Origin of the sequence: Oceanimonas sp. CAM02 (assembly GCF_032842915.1) — a bacterium.
Lineage (GTDB): Bacteria > Pseudomonadota > Gammaproteobacteria > Enterobacterales > Aeromonadaceae > Oceanimonas > Oceanimonas smirnovii.
Window position 1 is genome coordinate 1 of sequence record NZ_JAWJBK010000039.1, and the last position, 19,231, is coordinate 19,231.

The window sequence follows — 19,231 nt, forward strand, 5'->3', positions numbered from 1 at the left end:
TCGAATTACAGTTTTATGCCTGGCGGCCATAGCGTTGTGGAACCACCTGACTCCATGCCGAACTCAGCAGTGAAACGCAACCGCGCCGATGATAGTGTGGCAGCTGCCATGTGAAAGTAGGTCACTGCCAGGCACCCAATACCGAAAGCCCTTCACTGATGTGAAGGGCTTTTTTCGTTTCTGAAAAATACGTTTCACCTCACATTGTTACCAAAAGCTGCACTCAAAACGTTGTATTTATCGCCAGTCAAGCTATCCGCGCATTTTATGAGCTTGATGAACCGATAAAAAAGGCATAGCGTTAAATCGTAATAAAGCTGTCATGACTCGGTGCTTTAACTGGGCCATGACCATGACAAGGGCTTAGCCCGGGGAGCACGCCTATGGACGGCTACGACCGCAAACGCTTTATTCTCGACACCAATGTGCTGCTGCACGAGCCTCTCTCTATTTACTCTTTCAAAGAGCACGATGTTGTCATTCCCATGACGGTGCTGGAAGAGCTGGATCGCATCAAAGACAGACAAAAGGACGTCAGCCGGGACGCCAGAGTAGCCATTCGTACTCTGGAAGATATCTTTCGTGATGCCACGCCGGAAGAAATTGTTGCCGGTGTATCACTGGGCCTGAAAGACGATGATGCTTCGGGACGCATCGCCATTATCTCTGATCGTCATCTGCCGGAAGGCTATTCGGTATTTACTGATGATGAAGCCGACAATCGCATCATCAATACCGCGCTTTATCTGCAGAAACATGATGCCACCAGCAAAGCAGTGCTGGTCACCAAGGATATTAATATGCGTCTCAAGGCCAAGGGTGCCGGTCTTGAACGGGTTGAAGATTATCGTTCCGATCAGTTGGTGGACGACATACGCCTGCTGTCCAAAGGTTTTTTCCAGATGGAAAACAGCTTCTGGGACAGGGTAGGAGAGTGCCAGAGTGAAACCCATGGGCGCGAAGTGATCCATACTGTTTCGGAAGAGTTGCTACCCGGCGCTCATGTTAATCAGTATTTGATTGATGATACCGATGACTTTGCGGGCAGAGTGCTGAGCAAGGCTGACGGTCAGCTGCGTTTTGTGGACCTGGGCCGGGAACGCATGATGGGACGTAAGGCCTGGGGTATTCAGCCCAAGAATATTTATCAGGCCATGGCCCTGGATGCGCTGCTGGATCCCCATATTGACATGGTGATCCTGACCGGTCCCGCTGGTTGCGGCAAGACCCTGCTTGCCATGGCTTCGGCGCTGGAAATGACCATTGAAAAGGGGATTTATGACCGCGTTATTGTCACCCGTAATACGCCGGAAATTGCCGAGAGCATTGGCTTTCTGCCGGGCTCGGAAGAAGAAAAAATGGCCCCCTGGCTGGCAGCCATTACCGATACCCTGGAAGTGCTGCACAAGCAGGACGAATGCATGGACGGCTCGCTCAGTTACATCATGGGCAAGGCCAATATTCAGTTCAAATCGGTCAACTTCATGCGCGGACGCAGTATCCAGAATACCTTTGTGCTGCTGGATGAATGCCAGAACCTGACCGCTTCTCAGCTCAAGACCATCATTACCCGCTGTGGTGAAGGAACCAAGCTGGTGTGCTCGGGCAACCTGGCACAGATTGACTCCAACTATCTGACCCCGGTGACCTCCGGGCTGACTTACATAGTCGAGCGTTTTAAGGACTTTGAAGGCAGCGCCAATATTTACTTGAATGGCGTGATGCGCAGCCGGCTGGCGTCCTTTGCTGAAGAGAATTTGTAAAAAGTGAGGGGTGGAATGTGATAAGGGAGGGTTACTCCTCCCTTATCACCGCCGTTGTTCCCAGATAGGCCCTTAATTCTGTTGTGCGGGGGGCTGACAGCAGCTCGCCGTCACCCAGCTCCAGAATACGGCCATTATGAATAAAGGCCATCTGATTGGCCACGCCGGCCGCTTCGGATGGGTGGTGGGTTACCATCAATACCGTCAGTTGCATGCGGTTGGTTTGCTCTCGCAACAGTTGCAACAGCTCATAGCGCAATGCCGGATCCAGCGCCGAAAATGGCTCATCCAGCAGTAAGACGGGGCGGTTGCGTACCAGGCAGCGTGCCAGTCCTACCCGCTGTTGCTGGCCACCGGACAACTGTGCCGGCTTGCGGCTCAGCAGTCCGTCTATGCCAAGGCGTAAGGCTACATCTTGCACCTGTTGTTGCTGCTGCTCGTTCAGACGCAGCCCTGCATTCAGGCCAATGGCAATATTTTGCTGCACACTCATGTGCCAGAACAAATTGTTATCCTGAAACAGGGTGGTTATGGGCCGTTCGGCAGGGGTAAGGGGCAGCAGGCTGTTACCATTAAAACTCAGCGTGCCGGAGCCGACCCTGGCAAAGCCGCCAATCATGGCCAGCAGGGTGGACTTACCGGCACCACTGGGGCCAATCAGTGCAGTGATGGTGCCCGGGGCAGCAGTCAATGAAAAGCACTGGGTTTGCTCCGGATAGCTGGCGGCCAGATTAGTCAGTGTCAGCATGCTTTCCTCCCAATACGCGCTCAATCAACAGAAACAGCGCCAGGTTCAGTACCAGCAGCACCAGGGCGGTGGCGGCGGCATCGGTCATCTGGTAACTGCCCAGTTGCTGATAGAGCAACCAAGGCAGTGTCTGCAGCTGCTGACTGCCAAACAGGGCTATGGCACTCAGATCTCCCAGTGACAGCATCATGGCCAGTGCCAGTGCCAAAGCCAGGGGTTGGCGCAGCAGCGGCCACTCCACCCGCCGCAGACGATCCATACCGCTTATATTCAGGCTGGTACATAGCCGGTCGTAGCGATGAGCCACCCGCGCCATGGGCTGTTGCAGAGCGCGCAGACCATAGGGCATGGCCATCAGCGCATTCACCAATACCACCAGCAGCGGGCCCAGTGCAAACACATCGGCCACACTGCGCAGCATAATAAACAGGCCGGTAGAAAGCACCACTGCAGGTAACACCAGAATGGCAGACCCGGTGGCTTCCATCAGCCCGGCGGCTATTCGTTGCTTACGGCGTATTCTGAGATGGCGGCTGGTCAGCAGCAGGGACGTGGTCAGCAGTACTGACAGCACGCCCGCTCCTAACGCTATGGTGACGGACTGACCCAGCGCCGACCAGAGCCGGGCAGAGGTCAGCGCGGACAACAGACGAGGATTCAGGCCGGCGGTGATGATGGCCAGCAGAGGCGGCAGAAAAATACCCAAGGCTACCGTCAGTACCACCCCGTCGGTCAGCCGGGTATGCCACCAGCGCGTATCGTGGCGCAGACAGGTGGTGACGCTGTCGCCTCTGTATTCCGGCGGTTTGCTGAGGGCATATTGCAGTAACAGAAAGGCACCGCAAAACGTCAGTTGCAGCAGTGCCAGGCTGCCAGCCAGCGGCAGATCAAAGTCGAAACGCAATGCCTGATAGATGGCCACTTCCAGCGTGGTGGATTTAGGCCCGCCGCCCAGTGCCATGACGGTGGCAAAACTGGTAAAACATAGCATAAATATCAGGCTGGCCAGCCCCGGCAGGGCTCCGCGAATGGCCGGCCAGATCAGCCAGCGAAACAGTTGCCGGCTGTTAAAGCCAAACTGGCTGGCCAGCCGCCAGTGGCTGGCAGGAATGGCTTCAATATTTTGCAGCAGAATACGTGCCGCCAGCGGCATATTAAAGAACACATGAGCCAGCAGAATACCGGTCAGGCCATAGAGGTAGCTGACCGGCTCAAAACCCAGCCATTCCAGCACAGTGTTACTCCAGCCCTGACGGCCATGCACCGCTACCATGCCAAAGACCACCAGAATGACCGGCAGCACCAAAGACAGCCCGAACAGCCGCAGCAGCAGGCTTCTGCCGGGAAAGCGCCGGCGCGACAGGGCCTGGGCCAGCGGCACAGCCAGCCCCAGGCTGAGCAGGGCAGACAGCCCGGCCTGATAAAAGCTGAACCAGATCACCTGGCGCAGGTAAGGATCGGCAAACACCTGAGTGGTATTGTTGTCACCTTGCGTCATCAGCGCGGCAATGGGGGCGGCGGTAAGCAACAGAATGGCACTTACCGCAAGTATGCCCGGCAGCCACCAGTAACGCTGCAGCATCAGCGGGTGGTAGCGTGCAGCCACTGACGTAACCATTGCTTACGTTGTGTGGCGATTTCTTCGGGAGTAAAGCTCAGCGCCCGCTCCGGCACAACCAGCTCATTAAAGCCGGCGGGCAGTTCAGTGTCGATCACCGGATACATCCAGTTGCCGGCAGCAATATGCTGCTGAAAGCCGGGAGTGGTCATAAATTGCAGAAAACGGTCCGCCAGCTCGGGCTGGCTGGCACTTTTTACCTTGCCGGCGACTTCTACCTGCAGGTAGTGGCCTTCTTCAAAGGCGGCGGCCTGATACTGGTGCTTCTGCTCGGCTTCAATATGGTAAGCAGGAGAAGTGGTGTAAGACAGTACCATGTCTGCTTCTCCTTCCAGGAACATGCCATAGGACTCGCTCCAGCCTTTGGTGACCGAGATGGTCCGTTTTGCCAGGTTTTGCCATACCTCCGGCGCCTTATCGCCATAGAGTTTTTGCACCCATAGCAGCAGGCCCTGACCCGGCGTGCTGGTACGGGGATCCTGATATAGCAAAGTCAGCTCTGGGCGCTCCAGCAATTCGGCAAAGCTGGCCGGTGGCTGGCTCAGCTTGTCGGCATTATAGATAAAGGCGAAATAACCATAATCAAAGGGCAGAAAATAAGGGTTGTTCCAGCCACCGGGCAGGGTCAGCCCCTCGGGAGTAAGGCCATGTTTCTCAATCAGGCCGGTTTCTGTTGCTGCCTGCAGCAGGTTATTGTCCAGCCCCAGCACCACATCAGCCTTGGTATTGCTGCCTTCCAGCCGCAGCCGGTTAAGAATGGATACGCCATCATCCAGCGCGACCCACTGCAAATCACAGTCGCATTCAGATTCAAAGCTTTTTTCAATGGCCGGCCCCGGCCCCCAGTCTGATGCAAATGAGCTATAGGTATAGATGGTTAATGTCGGCGTTTGTGCCGCCAGCGATGTGCTGGCCGCCAGCAGCAAGGCAAACAGCGTCTTTTTCACTGGGCCACTCCCTGGTTATATAGTGTCAGTATCGGGGCGAAATGGCTGCCTGAGCCGGCGAGCCCGATAGCAAAGGGTAAGAGCGCTATTGTAGGAAGATTTATCTGATGAAACCAGCCATGAAAGGATAAGCCCATGTTATCAGCCAACAAGGAGCAACGGTTATTCAGCCGAATGCAATTGAATACGATCGTGATCCTGGCCACTACCAGCGAACGTATTCAGGGAACCTGCATTAATCTCAGTTCGGAAGGCGTATTGATGCGGGTAGAAAGCGGCCGCTGTGAGCCGGGACAGGAATGGCAGCTGGTCTTGCCCTCGGCCAGCGATCAGGTACCGCCATTAATGGCCATGGCCAGAGTGTTGCGGGTAGAGCAGAGCGAAGAAGGGGATTTGGTGGCGTTATACCTTGATGATGTGCATTAAGGCCAGCCAATAAAAACGCCGGCGTGTGCCGGCGTTTTGCATCAGGCTTACAGCCAGGCAGGCTGCTTCGCCTCATAGGCATCAATCTGATCTGCATGCTGCAGGGTCAGGCCAATGTTGTCGAGGCCGTTCAGCAGGCAGTTGCGGCGGAACTCGTCAATCTCGAACGGAAAGGCGTGCTCGCCGGCGCGCACTTCACAGGCTTCCAGATCCACGGTGATCTCGGCACCCTTACTGGCCGCCACATGCTGGAACAGGCTCTCGACCTGTTCGTCGGTCAGGCGTACCGGCACCATGCCGTTGTTAATGGCGTTGCCGTAGAAGATATCGGCAAAGCTCGGGGCGATGACGGCCTTCAAACCGAAATCGGCCAGCGCCCAGGGCGCATGTTCGCGGCTGGAACCACAGCCGAAGTTTTCCCGGGCCAGCAGGATCACGGCTTTGTCGTAAGGCACCTGGTTAAGTACAAACTCCGGGTTCGGCCGCTCACCGGCGTCATCCAGAAAGCGCCAGTCGTGAAACAGGTGCTTACCAAAGCCGGACCGGGTCACCTTTTGCAGAAACTGCTTGGGAATGATCTGATCGGTGTCTACGTTGGCCGCATCCAGGGGGGCGGCGATACCGGTTAATTGCTTGAATCCGCTCATGTTATTCCCCTTATAAATCCCGAATGTCGACAAAGTGACCGAACACGGCGGCGGCGGCGGCCATGGCCGGGCTCACCAGATGGGTGCGGCCACCCCGGCCCTGACGGCCTTCAAAGTTGCGGTTGCTGGTGGCGGCACAACGCTCGCCCGGCTGCAGCCGGTCGTTGTTCATGGCCAGACACATGGAGCAACCGGGCAGACGCCATTCGAAACCGGCTTCGATAAAGACTTTATCCAGTCCTTCGGCTTCGGCCTGCGCCTTCACCTGCTGTGAACCAGGCACCACCAGCGCCTGAACCCCGGCGGCCACCTTGCGCCCCTGAGCGATGGCGGCGGCGGCGCGCAAGTCTTCAATGCGGCTGTTGGTACAGGAGCCGATGAACACCTTGTCAACCTTGACGTCGGTGAGCTTGCCACCGGCAGGAATGTCCATGTACTGCAGCGCCTTGACCGCAGACTGACGCTCCACGGCATCGTCAAAGTCTTCCGGTGCCGGAATGGTGCCGTTCACCGGCATCACCTGCCCCGGGTTGGTGCCCCAGGTCACCTGCGGCGCAATGGCGTTGCCATCGAGTTCGACCACGGCGTCAAACTTGGCACCTTCGTCGGACTTGAGGGTGCTCCAGTAGGCCACGGCCTGTTCCCACTGCTCGCCTTCGGGGGCAAAGGGGCGGCTCTTGAGATAGTCAAAGGTGGTCTGGTCGGGGGCAATAAGGCCCGCCTTGGCACCCAGCTCGATGGCCATGTTACAGATGGTCATGCGCGCTTCCATGGAGAGCGCCTCGATGGCGCTGCCGCAGAACTCCACCACATAACCGGTGCCGCCGGCGTGGCCGACTTCACCGATAATGGCCAGTACCACGTCCTTGGCGCTGATGCCCGGGTTGAGGGTGCCGTTGACCTGAATCTTCATGGTTTTGGCCCGGCCCTGTTTCAGGGTCTGGGTAGCCATGACGTGTTCCACCTCTGAGGTACCGATGCCGAACGCCAGGGCACCAAAGGCACCGTGGGTGGCGGTATGGGAGTCACCACAGACGATGGTGGTGCCGGGCAGGGTCAGACCCAGCTCCGGGCCGATCACGTGCACTATGCCCTGGTACTTGTGGTGCAGGTCATACAGCGGCACGCCGAACTCTTCACAGTTTTTGGCCAGGGTTTCCATCTGGATGCGGGCCATTTCACCGGAAGCGGCAATGTCATTGGTCTCGGTGGAGACGTTGTGATCCATGGTCGCCCAGGTGCGGTCGGGGCGGCGTAGCTTGCGGCCCTTTTCACGCAGGCCGTCAAAGGCCTGGGGCGAGGTCACTTCGTGTACCAGATGGCGATCAATGTAGAGCAGCGGGGTTTCGCCGGCTTCATTGCGCACCAGATGGGCATCAAATACTTTCTGATAAAGGGTCTTGGCCATTAGCTTGCTCTCCGAATGCGGGATACGATCTGCTCGCCCATTTGACTGGTGGACTGCACCGGGTGTTCGGCCTTGTCGCTGTACAGGTCGCCGGTAAAGTAACCGGCGGCCAGGGTTTCAGCCACGGCACGCTCAATGGCCTGTGCGGCTTCTTCCTGCTTGAAGCTGTAACGCAGCATCAGCGCGGCGGACAAAATCTGGGCGATGGGGTTGGCAATGCCCTGACCGGCGATGTCCGGAGCGGAGCCGCCGGCCGGCTCGTACAGGCCAAAGCCCTGATCGTTCAGGCTGACGGAGGGCAGCAGGCCCATGGAGCCGGTGATCATCGCCATTTCGTCGGAGATGATGTCGCCGAACAGGTTGGAGCACAGCAGCACGTCGAACTGGGACGGATCCTTAATGAGCTGCATGGTGGCGTTGTCGATGTAGATGTGGTTCAGGGTTACGTCCGGGTAATCCTTGGCGATTTCGGTGACCACTTCCCGCCACAGAATGGAGGCCTGCAGGACGTTGGCCTTGTCGACGGACGTCACCACACCACGACGGCCCTGGGCCGCCTCAAATGCCAGCCGGGCGATGCGCTCAATTTCATAGCGGTGATACACCTCGGTATCGAACGCCTTTTCTTCGGGGCCTGAACCTTCCCGACCCTTGGGCTGACCGAAGTAGATGCCGCCGGTCAGCTCGCGCATGCACACTATGTCAAAGCCGCGGGCACTGATGTCGGCGCGCAGCGGCGAGAAGCCTTCCAGGCCCTGGTAGATCTTGGCCGGGCGCATGTTGCAGAACAGCTTGAAGTGACCGCGCAGGGGCAGCAGGGCACCGCGCTCGGGCTGCTCATTGGGCGGCAGGTTTTCCCACTTGGGGCCGCCCACAGAGCCGAACAGTACGGCATCGGCGGCTTCACAGCCGGCCAGGGTGGCGGCGGGCAGGGGGCTGCCGTGGTTGTCGATGGCGATGCCGCCCACATCATAATGGCTGTAGTCCAGCTGCAGGCCGAACTCGGCCTGCACTTTATCCAGCACCCGAATGGCTTCGGCCATCACTTCCGGGCCAATGCCGTCACCCGGCAATACCGCGACCTTGTAGCTTGCGCTCATGTTCACACTGTCTCCATACGAATTTTTTTCTGAATTTCTTCTTTCTTTTCCGCGACCTGCTCGGCCCGGTAAATGCAGTTAATCACGTGAATCAATGCCTGGGCAGAGGACTCGACGATATCGGTGGCCAGACCCATGCCGTGGAACTTACGGCCCTTGTACTCGGCGACGATGTCCACCTGACCCAGTGCATCTTTGCCTTCACCCTTGCTTTGCAGTTCGTATTTGTCGATGCGAATGTCATAGCCGGTTACCCGGTTGATGCACTGGTACACGGCATCTACCGGGCCATTACCCACGGCGGCTTCATTAACGATCTCGCCGCCCACTTCCATGCGTACACTGGCGGTGGACATGACATTGCTGCCGGACTGCACGCTCAGGTACTTGAGCTTGAACTGCTCGGGCTCTTCGTGGATCTGGCTGAAGAACACCAGGGCTTCCAGATCGTAATCGAATACCTGGCCCTTGCGGTCTGCCAGCGCGAGGAAGCTGGTGTAAAGGGTGTCGAGATCATAGTCCTGCTCGGAGTAGCCCATCTCAGCCATGCGGTGCTTGATCACGTGGCGGCCGGAGCGTGAAGTCAGGTTAAGCTGGTTCTTGGGTAAACCAATGCTTTCGGGAGTGATGATCTCGTAAGTGTTCTTGTTTTTCAGTACGCCGTCCTGGTGAATACCGGAAGAGTGCGAGAAGGCATTGGCACCGACGATGGCCTTGTTGGGCTGTACCGGCATATTGCACAGGTTACGCACCAGCTGGCTGGTCCGGTAGATTTCCTGGTGCTTGATATTGGTATGTACCCCGAGCAATTCGCCCCGGGTTTTCATGATCATGGCCACTTCTTCCAGCGAGCAGTTGCCGGCCCGCTCACCGATGCCGTTGATGGTACATTCAATCTGGCGCGCACCTGCCTGTACGGCGGCAATAGAGTTGGCTACCGACATGCCGAGGTCGTCGTGGCAGTGCACGGAGATCACGGCTTCGTGAATATTGGGTACCCGCTCAAACAGGGTCTGAATAATGCCGCCAAACTCGCTGGGCACTGTGTAGCCCACGGTGTCGGGAATGTTTACGGTGCGGGCACCGGCCTTGATCACGGCCTCGACCATGCGGCACAGATTGTCGATGGGGGTGCGGCCGGCATCCTCGCAAGAGAACTCCACGTCGTCGGTGTAGCCCCGGGCGTGCTTGACCGCCGCCACGCTCATTTCCACGACAGAGTCGAAGTCTTTGCGCAGCTTGCTCTGCACATGTATGTCGGAGGTAGAGATAAAGGTGTGAATACGGAACTGATCCGCCACCCGCAGCGCCTCGCCGGCGGCGTCGATGTCGGCCTTGAGGGCTCGGGACAGGGCGCAGACCCGGCTGTTTTTGATATGACGGGCAATGGTCTGCACTGATTCAAAATCGCCGGGAGAGGAAATGGGAAAGCCCACTTCCATCACGTCAACACCGAGGCGCTCCAGAGCCTGGGCGATCTGCAGTTTTTCCTTGACGGACAGGCTGGCGGAAAGCGCCTGTTCACCGTCCCGCAAGGTGGTATCGAATAAAATGACCTGGTTCGACATGTCGCTTTCCTCTGTGTGTCCGTGCCGCCCGAAGCAGAATAAAAAAACCCGTGCGGACGGCACGGGTTTTTAAGTGTGAAACTGTGTGAATGATAAATTCCAGCTACGCCTAACCCCGTGCGCTAAAGCACCTTGTTGGTTAGTAGTAGTAGCTGAATTTGTTTTTGCATGGTCACTCACATCAGAAAGAATCCGTTAACAACGCTATACAGATAACGATTAACAGCGGTGCTGTCAACTTTGGCTGCGCCGGGAAAGTATGGTTTCACTCTTTTTATAAACGGCATATTGGCATTTAAGTAGTGTTTTATACTGCGTTTATAGTGTTATTCTTGTTTATAGTTTTGCTTTTTATCTTGAATGTTGGGCTGTTGTTTTGTTGTTGTCTTAAGTGACCTTTCAGGTCTTTTCGGTCAGGCTTTAAACACTGGCACCAGCATGCACCCGGGGCTGGTGCTGGTACCGGCAAAGCAGCATGGGCAGGCTGTTTCAGGCGGAGCAGGCAGAATTGCAAAGCCCCCGTGGACAACGGATTTAAAGCAGGTTAAGGTGATTTTTCATCCTTTTTCTGCTTATCTTCAGCCTGGCTGTTGTAAGTTGTTGTTTTATAAATATAAGAACCTTCATTTAGCAGTGCGCACAGCGTGCCCGCCTGCGGCTGCCTAAAGGAAGGCAAAGTGAACGGAGCAGAGCCTGGAGGGCTTTACCATGGAGATGTTATCAGGCGCAGAAATGGTCGTACGAGCGCTGGAGGACCAGGGGATAGATTACCTGTTTGGTTATCCCGGAGGCTCGGTACTGGACATCTATGATGCCTTGTTTGAAAACAGCAAAATAGAGCATGTGCTGGTGCGCCACGAGCAGGCGGCCGTGCACATGGCTGATGGCTATTCACGGGCAACCGGCAAGGTGGGTACCGTGCTGGTCACGTCCGGCCCGGGTGCGACCAACTGTATTACCGGTATTGCTACTGCCTATATGGATTCTATTCCTTTGGTAGTCTTGTCCGGCCAGGTGCCAACCCACTATATTGGTGACGATGCCTTCCAGGAAACCGACATGATCGGTATTTCCCGCCCTATCGTGAAACACAGTTTTTTGTGCAAGAAGGCGTCCGATATTCCTCTGGCCATTAAAAAGGCCTATTACATTGCCGCATCCGGTCGCCCCGGCCCGGTGGTAGTCGATCTGCCTAAAGATATTCAGAACCCCAAGGAAAAGCATCCTTACGTTTACCCCGACAGCGTGGATATGCGTTCCTACAATCCCACAGGAACAGGCCATAAGGGGCAGATCAAAAAAGCGATGAAGGCCCTGGCCGCGGCCAAGCGCCCGGTGATGTATGTGGGGGGCGGTGCTATTACTGCCGATGCCAGCAATCTGGTGGTGCAGCTAGCCGAGCAGTTTAATCTGCCGGTCACCAACACCCTGATGGGCCTGGGTGTCATGCCCGGCACGCACAAGCAGTTTGTGGGTATGCTGGGCATGCATGGCACCTATGAAGCCAACAAAACCATGCATAACTCGGATCTTATCCTGGCCATTGGTGCCCGCTTTGACGACAGGGTAACCAATAACGTGGCCAAGTTCTGCCCGCATGCCACCATAGTGCATGTGGATGTGGATCCGACCTCTATTTCCAAAACCATTCCTGCGCACATTCCCATCGTGGGCTCAGCCGACGCTGTGCTGGCGCAGATGCTCGACGCCATTCGTGAGCTCGGACTTAAGCCCGATACTCAGGCCTTGAGTGACTGGTGGGCGCAGATCGAGCAGTGGCGTGACCGCAAGTGCCTGAGTTATGAAAAAAGTGATAAATACATCAAGCCTCAGGAAGTGATGGAGGCGGTGTACCGCATTACTGAAGGTAAGGCCATCATCAGCTCCGATGTGGGTCAGCACCAGATGTTTGCCGCCCTGTACTATCCCTACGACAAGCCGCGCCAGTGGATCAACTCCGGTGGCCTGGGCACCATGGGCTTTGGCCTGCCTGCCGCCATGGGCGCCAAGCTGGGCTGCCCCGATGCCGTGTCTGTGTGTGTGACCGGTGACGGCTCCATTCAGATGAACATTCAGGAACTGTCCACCTGTATGCAATACAACATACCGGTGAAAATTATTTCCATGAACAACAGCGCCCTGGGCATGGTGAAGCAGTGGCAGAAGATGTTCTATGAAGGCCGTCAGAGTCATTCCTACATGGACTCGCTGCCCGACTTCGTCAAGCTGGCCGAGTCCTATGGCCATGTGGGCATGAAGGTCACGGATCCGGCCGAGCTGGACGCGGCCCTGGAGAAATGCTTCTCCCTGACCGACAAGCTGGTATTCATGGATATTCAGATCGATCCGGAAGAGCATGTGTATCCCATGCAAATCAAGACCGGAGCCATGGATGAAATGTGGTTAAGCAAAACGGAGCGAACCTGATGCGGCGTATTATTTCCCTGTTGCTGGAAAACGAGTCCGGTGCCCTGAGCCGGGTAGTGGGGCTGTTTTCCCAGCGGGCCTATAACATTGAAACCCTGACAGTGGCACCCACAGAGGATCCCACCCTGTCACGCATGACCATCGTCACCAGCGGTGACGAGCGGGTGATCGAGCAGATCACCAAGCAGCTCAACAAGCTGGTGGATGTGCTTAAGGTCAGCGACCTGACCGACGGGGATCATATCGAGCGTGAAATTGTGCTGGTCAAGGTGCGCGCCGACGGGTCCAACCGGGATGAAGTCAAGCGTACCGCCGACATCTTCCGGGGCCAGATTGTGGACGTCACTCCGCATTTGTATACGGTGCAGCTGGTGGGCACCAGTGACAAGCTTGACGCTTTTATACGCAATATGAGCGAAACTACCGAAGTGGTGGAAGTAGTACGCAGCGGTGTGTGCGGTGTGTCCCGGGGTGAAAAATCCCTGCGCGCCTGATCCGTCAGTTGCCTTAGAAGAAAAAACCGCCCGCAGGCGGTTTTTTTATTCCTGGAGTTCAGTTCTCATGTCTGGTTTCAAAAAAAGTTGACATTCACCATCAGCGATTGAAAATCAGAGCCAGAGAACAGGGTGGAAGCAGGGGATGGCTCAAGCATTGAATACAACAGTTACCAAGGCACTGACAACGCCATCACAAGGAGTGTCCGAGAGTTATGCCCAGCTGGCCGAAGGGTTAGCAACACTCTATGGTCGTCACTGCGAAGTCGTCGTGTACAGCCTGCATCAGCCGGAAGGTGTTGCCGTCTATCTGGCCGGCAGCAGCCGCCAGCCTGGTGCCGCCATGAGCGAGACCGAGCAACGGCTGCTGAGTCAGCTGTATCATACCCGGAATGAGCGTCTGTGCCTGACCCATCAGCGCCTTGGTGCGCCAGTGCGCAGCTTGCTGCAACTGGTGCGCGATGGTGAGGTTTTAATGTTGTTGTGTGTGCACCTGGATCTGAGTGCCCCCTTGCATGAGCTGATGAGCGACTTGTTACCGCCAGAAAATGAGCGGCCGCAAACCTCGGCAGAAAACTTCAGCAATAATGTGGAAGAGCTGGTCACCCTGACGGTGGAACGCACCATAGATGCGATTAATGCCGATCCTCATGTGGCCAATAATGCCAAGAACAAGCAAATTGTGACTACCCTGTTTGAAAAGGGCATTTTCGATATCAAGGACGCCATTGCCATGGTGTCGGACAAGCTCAACATTTCCAAACACACTGTCTATCTCTATATCAGACAGAAAAAACGCGATGATGAAGAGTTATCGCCTAATAACCAGGAGAACCCATGACTAAAACCGTAATTGCCACCGATCAGGCTCCCGCTGCCATTGGCCCATACATTCAGGCTGCCCGCGTGGGTAACATGGTCTATACCTCAGGTCAGATCCCGCTGGATCCGGCCACCATGGATGTGGTGGAAGGCGGCATTGAGGCTCAGACCAAGCAGGTAATGGACAATCTGATGGCCGTGCTGGCGGAAGCCGGTGCCGACGCCACCAGCGTGGTCAAAACCACCTGCTTCCTGTCCGACATGAACAACTTCCTGGCCTTTAACGAAGTGTATGCCAGTTATTTTGCCGCTGGTGCGCCTGCTCGTTCCTGTGTTGAAGTAGCTCGTCTGCCCAAAGACGTGCTGGTGGAAGTGGAAGCCATCGCTCTGGTTGAGTAACCTTTCAAGAGCGGCTCGAGCCGCTCTTTTTTCAGCAACGGATACCCGTTATGACTCCAGCTTCTCTGCGCTTTGCCCTCTTGATCACCGGGCCCTGCTACGGCAGCCAGGCTGCCGCTGATGCCCTGCGCTTTGCCAGTGCCGTGCTGGAACAGGGTCATGTGCTCGACAGTGTGTTTTTTTATCAGGAAGGGGTACACAACGGGAGTCGTCTGGTACAGCCCGCCAGTGACGAGTTTGATGTGCACCGGGCCTGGGTCACGCTTGCCGAGCGTCATCAGCTCACCCTTGACCTGTGTGTGGCAGCAGCCCTGCGCCGGGGCCTGTGTGACGATAGTTGTGCCGCAGAGGCCGGCCTGGGCACCGGCAATGTTGCTGCCCCTTTCCGACTGAGTGGTCTGGGCGCGCTGGCGCAGGCGGCTCTGACTGCAGACAGGGTGGTGCAATTCTGATGAACAAGGTCGCTTTTATCTTCCATACACCACCTCATGGCAGTGCTGCAGGCCGGGAAGGACTGGATGCGGTGCTGGCCACGTCGGCCCTGAGTGAAGAGCTGGCGGTGTTCTTTATCGGTGATGGCGTTTATCAGCTGAAATCGGCTCAGGCACCGGCGGCTATTCATGGCAGGGACTATGCGCCCACTTTTGGCCTGCTGGAGCTGTATGATATTGAGCATATCTATGTCTGTGCCGACGCATTGATGAAGCGCAATCTTGCGCTGGCTGATTTGTGCATTGAGGCGCAAGCCTGCACGCAAGAAGAATTAACCCGCCTGCTGGGCGAGTATGATGTCCGGCTGACTTTCTGAGGACGTATGCTGCATACCGTTAAACACTCTCCTTTCAGTCATCAGAGCCTTGAGCTGGCGCTGCAGTTGCTGCAGCCCGGTGATCAGTTATTACTGTGGCAGGATGGCGTGATTGCCGCCACTGTACCGGTCTGGCAGGAGCGGTTGCAGCCTCTTGCCGATGCCGGCTGTCTGCATGTAATGAGTGAAGACCTGGCCGCCCGCGGCCTTGAGTCCGTTATCGGCAAACCGCTGACCATGGCTGGCTTTGTTGAGCTGGTGACCAGCCAGGGCAGCCCCACGGCGTGGTGAAAGCAGACCGCAACGGGGTTATCTACGTCGACACGCTTCCAGCCCATCCATGGGACGCTCGGCAAATGTCGTCCATGACATTTGACGGTCGACTCCGGCATCCCCGTTACTGTCTGCCGATGAGAGTGAGCAACTGTATAAATCTTGACTTGCCCAGCGGGCAGGAATAGAATTTTGCGTCCCCGCATTTGGGGATGGATTTTTTCAACTGTAGAACGACATTATCAGGAGCTGTTAATGGCAACTATTAACCAGCTGGTTCGCAAGCCGCGTAAAGCAATCGTTGCTAAAAGCAACGTGCCTGCGCTGGAAGCCTGCCCGCAAAAGCGTGGTGTTTGCACCCGCGTATACACCACCACTCCGAAGAAGCCGAACTCCGCACTGCGTAAAGTATGCCGTGTTCGTCTGACCAACGGCTTCGAAGTGAACTCCTACATCGGTGGTGAAGGTCACAACCTTCAGGAACACTCTGTGGTTCTGATCCGTGGCGGTCGTGTTAAAGACCTTCCCGGTGTGCGTTATCACACCGTTCGCGGCGCGCTCGACACTTCAGGTGTTGCTGCCCGTCGTCAGGCCCGTTCCAAGTACGGTGCCAAGAAGCCCAAGGCTTAATGGTTCTCCGTTAAGTAAGGCCAAACATTTATTTTTTTAACCTGTTTTGTTTTGGGTTAATCCTGAAGCTACGGAGAGTTAGCAATGCCAAGACGTCGCGTTATCGGCCAGCGTAAAATTCTGCCGGATCCCAAGTTCGGATCTGAGCTGCTGGCAAAATTCGTAAACGTAGTAATGGTAGACGGCAAGAAGTCTACTTCTGAAAAGATTGTTTACGGTGCCCTGGATATCGTTGCTGCCAAAACCAGCAAAGATCACCTGGCTCTGTTTGAAGAAGCCCTGGACAACGTTCGTCCTACTGTTGAAGTTAAATCCCGCCGGGTAGGTGGCTCCACCTATCAGGTGCCAGTTGAAGTGCGTCCCGTACGTCGTAACGCCCTGGCCATGCGCTGGCTGGTAGAAGCTGCGCGTAAGCGTGGCGAAAAATCCATGGCCCAGCGTCTGGCTGGTGAGCTGATGGATGCCTCTGAAAACAAAGGCTCTGCCGTGAAGAAGCGTGAAGACGTTCACCGCATGGCCGAAGCCAACAAGGCCTTCGCTCACTACCGCTGGTAATGAGAGCGGGCGCGGCGCAAGCCGCGCCCTCTGTGGCTCACGAAGGACATTCGACCTTGGCAAGAGGATCTTATTGTGGCTCGTACAACCCCGATTGAGCGTTACCGTAATATCGGTATCAGCGCGCACATAGACGCCGGTAAAACCACCACTACCGAGCGCATTCTGTTCTATACCGGTGTTAACCATAAGCTCGGCGAAACCCACGAGGGTGCGGCGACCATGGACTGGATGGAGCAGGAGCAGGAGCGTGGTATTACCATTACGTCCGCAGCAACAACCTGTTTCTGGGACGGTATGGAACATCAGTTCCCTCAGCATCGTATCAACATCATCGACACGCCCGGACACGTTGACTTCACCATTGAAGTAGAACGTTCCATGCGGGTGCTCGACGGTGCCGTTATGGTGTATTGCGCCGTGGGTGGTGTTCAGCCGCAGTCCGAGACGGTATGGCGTCAGGCCAATAAATACCACGTTCCGCGCATTGCCTTCGTCAATAAAATGGACCGTACCGGTGCCAACTTTCTGCGGGTGGTCGAACAGATCAAAACCCGCCTGAAAGGGGTGGCGGTACCGGTGCAGCTGCCCATTGGTGCCGAAGAAGGCTTCAAGGGTGTGGTTGATCTGGTCAAGCTGAAAGGCATTGACTGGAATGAGGCGGACAACGGTACCACCTTTGAATACCACGATGTGCCTGAAGACATGCAGGAACTGGCCGAAGAGTGGCACCAGAATCTGGTTGAAGCCGCTGCCGAAGCCAGCGAAGAGCTGATGGAGAAATACCTGGAAGACGGTGAGCTGACCGAGGCGGAAATCAAGGCTGGTTTGCGTCAACGTGTGCTTAACAACGAAATCATCCTGGTTACCTGTGGATCCGCGTTTAAAAACAAGGGTGTGCAGGCCATGCTTGACGTAGTGGTGGAATATCTGCCGTCTCCGGTGGAAGTACCTGCCATTGCCGGCGTGAAGGAAGACGGCGAAACGCCTGACACCCGAGCCGCCGACGATGCGGCGCCCTTTGCGGCGCTGGCTTTCAAAATTGCTACGGATCCCTTTGTGGGCAACCTGACCTTCTTCCGCGCTTATTCCGGCGTGGTCAACACCGGTGATACGGTGCTGAACCCGGTGAAGAACAAGCGCGAGCGGGTTGGTCGTATCGTACAGATGCATGCGAACAAACGGGAAGAAATTAAATCCGTTTGTGCCGGCGACATTGCCGCCGCCATCGGCCTGAAAGATGTAACCACCGGTGACACCCTGTGTGCACCTGCGGCTCCCATCATTCTGGAGCGGATGGAATTCCCCGAGCCGGTTATTTCCGTTGCCGTTGAGCCGAGAACCAAGGCCGACCAGGAAAAAATGGGCCTGGCCCTGGGTCGTCTGGCTCAGGAAGATCCTTCGTTCCGTGTGTGGACGGATGAAGAATCTGGTCAGACCATTATTGCCGGTATGGGTGAGCTGCACCTGGACATCATCGTGGACCGCATGAAACGCGAATTCAAGGTAGAGGCCAACGTGGGCAAGCCCCAGGTTTCCTACCGTGAAACCATTCGTGGGTCTGTGGAGCAGGAAGGCAAGTTTGTGCGCCAGTCTGGTGGTCGTGGTCAGTTTGGCCATGTCTGGATTAAAATCCAGCCCCAGGAAGAAGGTGCCGGCTATACCTTTGAAAATGCCGTTGTGGGCGGCGTGATTCCCAAGGAATTCATTCCGGCTGTAGACAAGGGCATTCAGGAGCAGATGAAGCAGGGTGTACTCGCTGGTTATCCCATCGAGGACCTCAAGGTTACTCTGTATGACGGCTCCTTCCACGATGTTGACTCTTCCGAAATGGCCTTTAAAATCGCCGGCTCAATGGCGTTTAAAGAGGGTTTCATGAAATGTAACCCCGTTCTGCTTGAGCCGCTGATGAAGGTGGAAGTGGAAACGCCGGAAGAGTACATGGGTGATGTTATCGGTGATGTGAACCGTCGCCGTGGCATCATTGAAGGCATGGAAGACGGTGTCACCGGCAAGATTATCAATGCCCTGGTTCCGCTGTCCGAAATGTTCGGTTACGCTACCGACCTGCGTTCTCAGTCTCAGGGCCGTGCTTCCTACTCCATGGAGTTTGCCAAGTACGCCGAAGTGCCTGCGAACATGGCCGAGGCAGTGATTGCTGTCCGCCGAGGTTAATTAATCTTTGTTAAATCTTCCCGCCCTGCCGGGCGGGAGCAAATCAGGAAGGACTAGTCCGTGTCTAAAGAAAAATTTGAACGTACGAAACCGCACGTAAACGTTGGCACCATCGGCCACGTTGACCACGGTAAAACCACTCTGACCGCCGCCATCACCACCGTTCTGGCCAAGAAAATGGGTGGCTCTGCCCGCGGTTACGATCAGATCGATAACGCGCCGGAAGAAAAGGCCCGTGGTATCACCATCGCCGCTTCTCACGTTGAGTACGACACCGAAGCCCGTCACTACGCTCACGTTGACTGCCCCGGTCACGCTGACTACGTGAAAAACATGATCACCGGTGCTGCTCAGATGGACGGCGCTATCCTGGTAGTAGCTGCTACCGACGGCCCCATGCCGCAAACCCGTGAGCACATCCTG

The 19,231-nt window shown here is 56.1% G+C and carries 20 protein-coding genes and 1 rRNA gene; 14 read left to right on the forward strand and 7 right to left on the reverse strand.

Annotated elements, in window-relative coordinates; all coding sequences use genetic code 11:
- Positions 1-18: 18 nt before the first annotated feature.
- Both rrf and R0I78_RS13890 read left to right on the forward strand, forming a co-directional pair.
- A 5S ribosomal RNA gene (gene rrf, locus R0I78_RS13885) occupies positions 19-133 on the forward strand.
- 250 nt (positions 134-383) lie between these two features.
- Positions 384-1,763: a PhoH family protein gene (locus R0I78_RS13890; protein WP_019935956.1), complete on the forward strand. Its 1,380-nt coding sequence runs from the start codon at positions 384-386 to the stop codon at positions 1,761-1,763.
- A gap of 31 nt (positions 1,764-1,794) precedes the next feature.
- Here R0I78_RS13890 and thiQ read toward each other — a convergent pair whose 3' ends face one another.
- Genes thiQ through thiB form a run of 3 tightly spaced genes read right to left on the reverse strand, consistent with a single transcriptional unit; the run spans position 1,795 to position 5,064 of the window.
- Entirely contained in the window at positions 1,795-2,511 is a 717-nt protein-coding gene (thiQ, locus tag R0I78_RS13895; RefSeq protein ID WP_317075759.1) for a thiamine ABC transporter ATP-binding protein, read from the reverse strand.
- Entirely contained in the window at positions 2,495-4,093 is a 1,599-nt protein-coding gene (gene thiP, locus R0I78_RS13900; protein WP_317075765.1) for a thiamine/thiamine pyrophosphate ABC transporter permease, read from the reverse strand. The genes thiQ and thiP overlap by 17 nt, the downstream gene beginning before the upstream one ends.
- Positions 4,093-5,064, reverse strand: coding sequence for a thiamine ABC transporter substrate binding subunit (thiB, locus tag R0I78_RS13905; protein WP_317075766.1), 972 nt, complete (start codon positions 5,062-5,064; stop codon positions 4,093-4,095). Before thiB ends, thiP begins: the two co-directional genes overlap by 1 nt.
- A 147-nt stretch (positions 5,065-5,211) precedes the next feature.
- Here thiB and R0I78_RS13910 point away from each other — a divergent pair, with 147 nt between their 5' ends.
- Positions 5,212-5,502, forward strand: coding sequence for a PilZ domain-containing protein (locus R0I78_RS13910; RefSeq protein WP_019935960.1), 291 nt, complete (start codon positions 5,212-5,214; stop codon positions 5,500-5,502).
- Positions 5,503-5,549: 47 nt separating this feature from the next.
- Here R0I78_RS13910 and leuD read toward each other — a convergent pair whose 3' ends face one another.
- The 4 genes from leuD to leuA are packed head-to-tail and all read right to left on the reverse strand — an operon-like array spanning position 5,550 to position 10,225.
- The gene (gene leuD, locus R0I78_RS13915) at positions 5,550-6,149 is read right to left on the reverse strand and encodes a 3-isopropylmalate dehydratase small subunit (protein ID WP_317075760.1); all 600 of its coding nucleotides are present in this window, start codon (positions 6,147-6,149) and stop codon (positions 5,550-5,552) included.
- 10 nt (positions 6,150-6,159) lie between these two features.
- Positions 6,160-7,557 carry a 3-isopropylmalate dehydratase large subunit gene (gene leuC / locus R0I78_RS13920; RefSeq protein ID WP_317075761.1) on the reverse strand — a complete coding sequence of 466 codons (1,398 nt, stop codon included), beginning with the start codon at positions 7,555-7,557 and terminating at the stop codon, positions 6,160-6,162.
- Positions 7,557-8,657 (reverse strand): 3-isopropylmalate dehydrogenase, encoded by a 1,101-nt coding sequence (leuB, locus tag R0I78_RS13925; RefSeq protein ID WP_317075762.1) that lies wholly within the window; start codon positions 8,655-8,657, stop codon positions 7,557-7,559. The genes leuC and leuB overlap by 1 nt, the downstream gene beginning before the upstream one ends.
- A 2-nt stretch (positions 8,658-8,659) precedes the next feature.
- Positions 8,660-10,225, reverse strand: a complete 1,566-nt coding sequence (gene leuA, locus R0I78_RS13930) for a 2-isopropylmalate synthase (protein ID WP_019935964.1) — start codon at positions 10,223-10,225, stop codon at positions 8,660-8,662.
- A gap of 708 nt (positions 10,226-10,933) precedes the next feature.
- Between leuA and R0I78_RS13935 the strand changes: the two genes are divergently transcribed.
- From R0I78_RS13935 to R0I78_RS13985, 11 genes are all read left to right on the forward strand, one after another.
- Positions 10,934-12,652: an acetolactate synthase 3 large subunit gene (locus R0I78_RS13935; RefSeq protein ID WP_026344937.1), complete on the forward strand. Its 1,719-nt coding sequence runs from the start codon at positions 10,934-10,936 to the stop codon at positions 12,650-12,652.
- A complete protein-coding gene (ilvN, locus tag R0I78_RS13940) occupies positions 12,652-13,146 on the forward strand; it encodes an acetolactate synthase small subunit (protein ID WP_019935966.1) in 495 nt (164 codons plus the stop codon). The genes R0I78_RS13935 and ilvN overlap by 1 nt, the downstream gene beginning before the upstream one ends.
- A gap of 157 nt (positions 13,147-13,303) precedes the next feature.
- Positions 13,304-13,987 (forward strand): transcriptional regulator, encoded by a 684-nt coding sequence (locus R0I78_RS13945; protein WP_245541437.1) that lies wholly within the window; start codon positions 13,304-13,306, stop codon positions 13,985-13,987.
- Positions 13,984-14,367 carry a RidA family protein gene (locus R0I78_RS13950; RefSeq protein ID WP_019935968.1) on the forward strand — a complete coding sequence of 128 codons (384 nt, stop codon included), beginning with the start codon at positions 13,984-13,986 and terminating at the stop codon, positions 14,365-14,367. The genes R0I78_RS13945 and R0I78_RS13950 overlap by 4 nt, the downstream gene beginning before the upstream one ends.
- Positions 14,368-14,417: 50 nt before the next feature.
- Positions 14,418-14,819: a sulfurtransferase complex subunit TusD gene (gene tusD / locus R0I78_RS13955; RefSeq protein WP_019935969.1), complete on the forward strand. Its 402-nt coding sequence runs from the start codon at positions 14,418-14,420 to the stop codon at positions 14,817-14,819.
- A complete protein-coding gene (gene tusC / locus R0I78_RS13960) occupies positions 14,819-15,175 on the forward strand; it encodes a sulfurtransferase complex subunit TusC (RefSeq protein ID WP_317075763.1) in 357 nt (118 codons plus the stop codon). Before tusD ends, tusC begins: the two co-directional genes overlap by 1 nt.
- Positions 15,176-15,181: 6 nt before the next feature.
- Positions 15,182-15,466, forward strand: coding sequence for a sulfurtransferase complex subunit TusB (gene tusB / locus R0I78_RS13965; protein ID WP_317075764.1), 285 nt, complete (start codon positions 15,182-15,184; stop codon positions 15,464-15,466).
- Between the two features lie 237 nt (positions 15,467-15,703).
- Positions 15,704-16,078, forward strand: a complete 375-nt coding sequence (rpsL, locus tag R0I78_RS13970; RefSeq protein WP_019935972.1) for a 30S ribosomal protein S12 — start codon at positions 15,704-15,706, stop codon at positions 16,076-16,078.
- Between the two features lie 84 nt (positions 16,079-16,162).
- Positions 16,163-16,633 (forward strand): 30S ribosomal protein S7, encoded by a 471-nt coding sequence (gene rpsG, locus R0I78_RS13975; protein ID WP_019935973.1) that lies wholly within the window; start codon positions 16,163-16,165, stop codon positions 16,631-16,633.
- Between the two features lie 75 nt (positions 16,634-16,708).
- Complete coding sequence (fusA, locus tag R0I78_RS13980) at positions 16,709-18,808, forward strand: elongation factor G (protein WP_019935974.1); 2,100 nt, start codon at positions 16,709-16,711, stop codon at positions 18,806-18,808.
- A 60-nt stretch (positions 18,809-18,868) separates the two neighbouring features.
- A partial coding sequence (locus R0I78_RS13985) for a GTP-binding protein (protein ID WP_317074864.1) occupies positions 18,869-19,231 on the forward strand: 363 nt, incomplete at its 3' end.